The sequence below is a fragment of the Nocardioides sp. NPDC006273 genome (assembly GCF_040613495.1).
GTDB lineage: Bacteria > Actinomycetota > Actinomycetes > Propionibacteriales > Nocardioidaceae > Nocardioides.
The window spans coordinates 1-3689 of record NZ_JBEXSD010000122.1 but is presented as its reverse complement, the minus strand read 5'-3'; the positions used below and the strand labels follow the sequence as shown (position 1 = coordinate 3689).

Annotated in this window: 3 protein-coding genes; 1 reads left to right on the top strand and 2 read right to left on the bottom strand. The window is 69.8% G+C overall.

What is annotated here, in order from left to right; all coding sequences use genetic code 11:
* Positions 1-124 precede the first annotated feature (124 nt).
* Together ABZZ22_RS26865 and ABZZ22_RS26860 are read right to left on the bottom strand one after the other, a co-directional pair.
* On the bottom strand, positions 125-376 hold the full coding sequence (locus tag ABZZ22_RS26865) for a hypothetical protein (RefSeq protein WP_354938589.1): 252 nt from the start codon (positions 374-376) through the stop codon (positions 125-127).
* Positions 373-798, bottom strand: coding sequence for a hypothetical protein (locus tag ABZZ22_RS26860; protein WP_354938586.1), 426 nt, complete (start codon positions 796-798; stop codon positions 373-375). The genes ABZZ22_RS26865 and ABZZ22_RS26860 overlap by 4 nt, the downstream gene beginning before the upstream one ends.
* Before the next feature lie 153 nt (positions 799-951).
* On the opposite strand from ABZZ22_RS26860, the gene clpB reads away from it, so the two are divergent.
* Positions 952-3543 (top strand): ATP-dependent chaperone ClpB, encoded by a 2592-nt coding sequence (gene clpB, locus ABZZ22_RS26855; protein WP_354938584.1) that lies wholly within the window; start codon positions 952-954, stop codon positions 3541-3543.
* Positions 3544-3689 lie beyond the last annotated feature (146 nt).

Below are 3689 nucleotides of genomic sequence, written 5' to 3'. Positions count from 1 at the left end.
GCGGTGAGCGGCCGACGTACGAACACCGCTGCGAGCGCCGCGCCGAGGATCAGGAGACCGGCGTTGATGACGAGCCGACTCGGCGGGGATCTTGGTCAGGACGAGCCGACTCGGCGGGGGCGGGTCAGTCGCCGCCGCCTCCTCCGCCGCAGCTCGAGCCGCCGGAGGAGGAGCTGCTGCAGGAGGAGCTGCTGCAGGAGTGGCGGCTGTCGCCGGCGTCGTAGGAGGAACCCGACGAGCTCGAGCTGGAGCTGCAGCTGCTGCCACCGTGGCTCCGAGGGCCTCGGCGCCGGTTGCCGCGGCCGGCGCCGACGGCTGCCTTGGCCAGCGCGTAGACGAGCAGACCGAGGATCGCGATGATGATCAGGGATTTCATGTGGAGCTCCGTTTCCAGGTGCGGCGGCTGAGGTGCCAGATCTGCGAGCCGAGGCCGACGGTGAGCACCCGGCGGCCGGACATGTGGGTGAGCGCGATCCGCCGCCGGCCCTCGTAGACCTCGTGCAGGCGGAGCCAGCCGGGGCCGATGGAGGCCAGGAAGGTGCGTACGTCGTCGTGGGCGCAGCCCTGCTGCGGGTGCTGCGCGGCCCAGGCATGGAAGCGGGCGCGCCAGTCCGGGAGCAGGTCGAGCTCGGGGGCGGCAAGATGGGCGGCCGAGGAGCGCTTGTGGTGCAGCACCCGCGTCGTCGCGGTCGTTCCGGCGGGATCGAACCCCGGCGGCGTACGTCCGGCCAGCAGGTCGTCGAGGACCTCGCGCTGGCGCGCGGCGAGATGCTCGCGCACGGCGCCTCGGGAGTCCACGGGAGGAGTGTGCCCGATCGCTGGCACAGTCGTAAGGACAATGGAAAAAGCCAAACTTGAGTGGAATAGACTCAACTTTGATGTGTTGAGATAGATGCGGGTGACGGGAATCCGCGACAGACTCAGGTGCGTCCCAGGAGGAGAGCAGACCAGATGAGCCAGTTTTCGGCAGAGAAGTTCACCACCAAGGCTCGCGAGGCGATCGAGGCCGCGCAGCTTTCCGCCACGACGGCGGGCAACACCACGACCGAGCCGATCCACCTGCTCGTCGCGCTACTCCAGCAGGACGAGGGCACCGCCACGTCGATGGTCACCAAGTCCGGTGTGGACGCCGAGGAGCTGTCGCGCGCGGCGGCCACCGCCCTCGCCGGGCTTCCGCGTGCCAGCGGGTCCACGGTGCAGCAGCCCGCTGCCTCGGGCTCGCTGACTCGTGTTCTGGCCGGGGCGATCACGCTGGCCACGTCCCTGAAGGACGACTACGCCGCCACCGAGCATCTGCTGATCTCGCTGGCCACGGTCGAGTCGTCGGCGCAGAAGGTGCTCGTCGGGGCCGGTCTGAAGGAGAAGGGACTGCGCGAGTCGCTGAAGGCTGTCCGTGGGAACCGCCGGGTGACCAGCCAGGACGCCGAGGACTCCTACGAAGCGCTCGAGAAGTACTCCCAAGACCTCACCGAGGCCGCCGAGCGCGGCAAGCTCGACCCGGTCATCGGCCGTGACTCCGAGATCCGCCGGGTCATCCAGGTGCTCTCGCGGCGCACCAAGAACAACCCGGTCCTCATCGGTGAGCCCGGCGTCGGCAAGACCGCCGTCGTCGAGGGGCTCGCGCAGCGGATCATCGCCGGCGACGTACCCGACTCGTTGAAGGGTCGCCGCGTGCTCTCCCTGGACCTGGCGGCGATGGTCGCCGGGGCGCAGTTCCGCGGCCAGTTCGAGGAGCGGCTCAAGGCTGTCCTGGAGGAGATCAAGGCCGCTGAGGGCCAGGTCATCACCTTCATCGACGAGCTGCACACCGTCGTCGGCGCGGGCGCCGGAGGCGACTCCGCGATGGACGCCGGCAACATGCTCAAACCGATGCTCGCGCGCGGCGAGCTCCACATGATCGGCGCGACGACGCTCGACGAATACCGCGAGCGCATCGAGAAGGACCCGGCCCTGGAGCGCCGCTTCCAGCAGGTCTTCGTCGGCGAGCCGTCGGTGGAGGACACCGTGCAGATCCTGCGCGGGATCCAGGAGAAGTACGAGGCGCACCACGGTGTCCGCATCACCGATGCCGCGCTCGTGGCCGCCGCGTCCCTGTCCGACCGCTACATCACCGGCCGCCAGCTGCCCGACAAGGCGATCGACCTCATCGACGAGGCCGCGTCCCGGCTGCGGATGGAGATCGAGTCGTCTCCCGAGGAGATCGACCAGCTCCGGCGTGCCGTCGACCGGCTGAAGATGGAGGAGTTCGCGCTCTCCAAGGAGTCCGACGACGCCTCGCTGGAGCGCCACGCCGCGCTGCGCAAGGAGCTCGCCGACAAGGAGGAGCAGCTGCGCGCGTTGGAGGCTCGCTGGGAGCGGGAGAAGGCCTCTCTCGAGGGCGAGGGCGCGCTGCGCAAGCAGCTCGACGCCCTGCGCAGCGAGGCCGAGCGGCTCCAGCGCGAGGGTTCGCTGGGGGAGGCCTCGGAGATCCTCTACGGCAAGATCCCGGCGCTCGAGCAGCAGATCGCCGAGGCCGCCTCGGAGTCGGAGGAAGAGCAGGTGACCGACCGACTGGTCGGCGAGGAGGTCGCCGCCCAGCAGATCGCCGAGGTGGTCGAGGCCTGGACCGGCATCCCGACCGGCAAGATGCTCCAGGGTGAGCAGGCCAAGCTGCTCGAGATGGAGTCCGTCGTCGGGCAGCGGCTGATCGGGCAGAAGGCCGCGGTCACCGCGGTCGCCGACGCGGTGCGCCGCTCGCGCGCCGGGATCGCCGACCCCAACCGCCCCACCGGCTCGTTCCTCTTCCTGGGGCCGACCGGCACCGGTAAGACCGAGCTCGCCAAGTCCCTGGCCGACTTCCTCTTCGACGACGAGCGCGCGATCGTACGCATCGACATGTCGGAGTACTCCGAGAAGCACTCGGTCGCGCGGCTGGTCGGAGCGCCTCCGGGCTACGTCGGCTACGACGAGGGTGGCCAGCTGACCGAGGCGGTGCGGCGCCGTCCCTACTCGGTGGTGCTGCTCGACGAGGTGGAGAAGGCTCACCCTGAGGTCTTCGACATCCTGCTGCAGGTGCTCGACGACGGCCGGCTGACCGATGGCCAGGGCCGCACGGTGGACTTCCGCAACACGCTCCTCATCCTCACCTCCAACCTCGGCTCGGCCTTCCTGGTCGACCCTGCCATGGGCGAGGAGGAGAAGCACGAGTCGGTCATGGCGGTGGTCCGAGGGGCGTTCAAGCCCGAGTTCCTCAACCGCCTCGACGAGGTCGTCATGTTCGACGCCCTCTCCCTGGCCGACCTCACCAAGATCGTCGACATCCAGCTCGCCCAACTGGAGAAGCGTCTGGCCGTACGCCGCATCTCGATCTCCGTCACCCCCGAGGCTCGGGAGTGGCTGGCCGAGACCGGCTACGACCCGGCGTACGGCGCCCGGCCGCTGCGTCGCCTCATCCAGTCCGCCATCGGCGACCCGCTCGCCCGGATGCTCATCGGCGGCGAGGTCACCGACGGTGGCGTGGTCAGCGTCGACCGCGACGGCGACGGTCTCAACCTGAGGGTCTGAGGCCGAGGCGTCACCCCCGTCGGCCGAGACGTCACCCCGGTCGACCGAGTGGGCAGCCCCGAACTCGACCGCCTCGGACATGCCCGCGCTGTAGGCGCCGGTCGACGCGGCAAGATCCCTGTCCATCTCAGCGTTCCGGTGAGCGA

What these genes read in the sequence shown, in the direction of transcription:
- ABZZ22_RS26865 (WP_354938589.1), bottom strand. Translation starts at nt 376, where the DNA reads ATGAAATCCCTGATCATCATCGCGATCCTCGGTCTGCTCGTCTACGCG.
- clpB (WP_354938584.1), top strand. Translation starts at nt 952, where the DNA reads ATGAGCCAGTTTTCGGCAGAGAAGTTCACCACCAAGGCTCGCGAGGCG.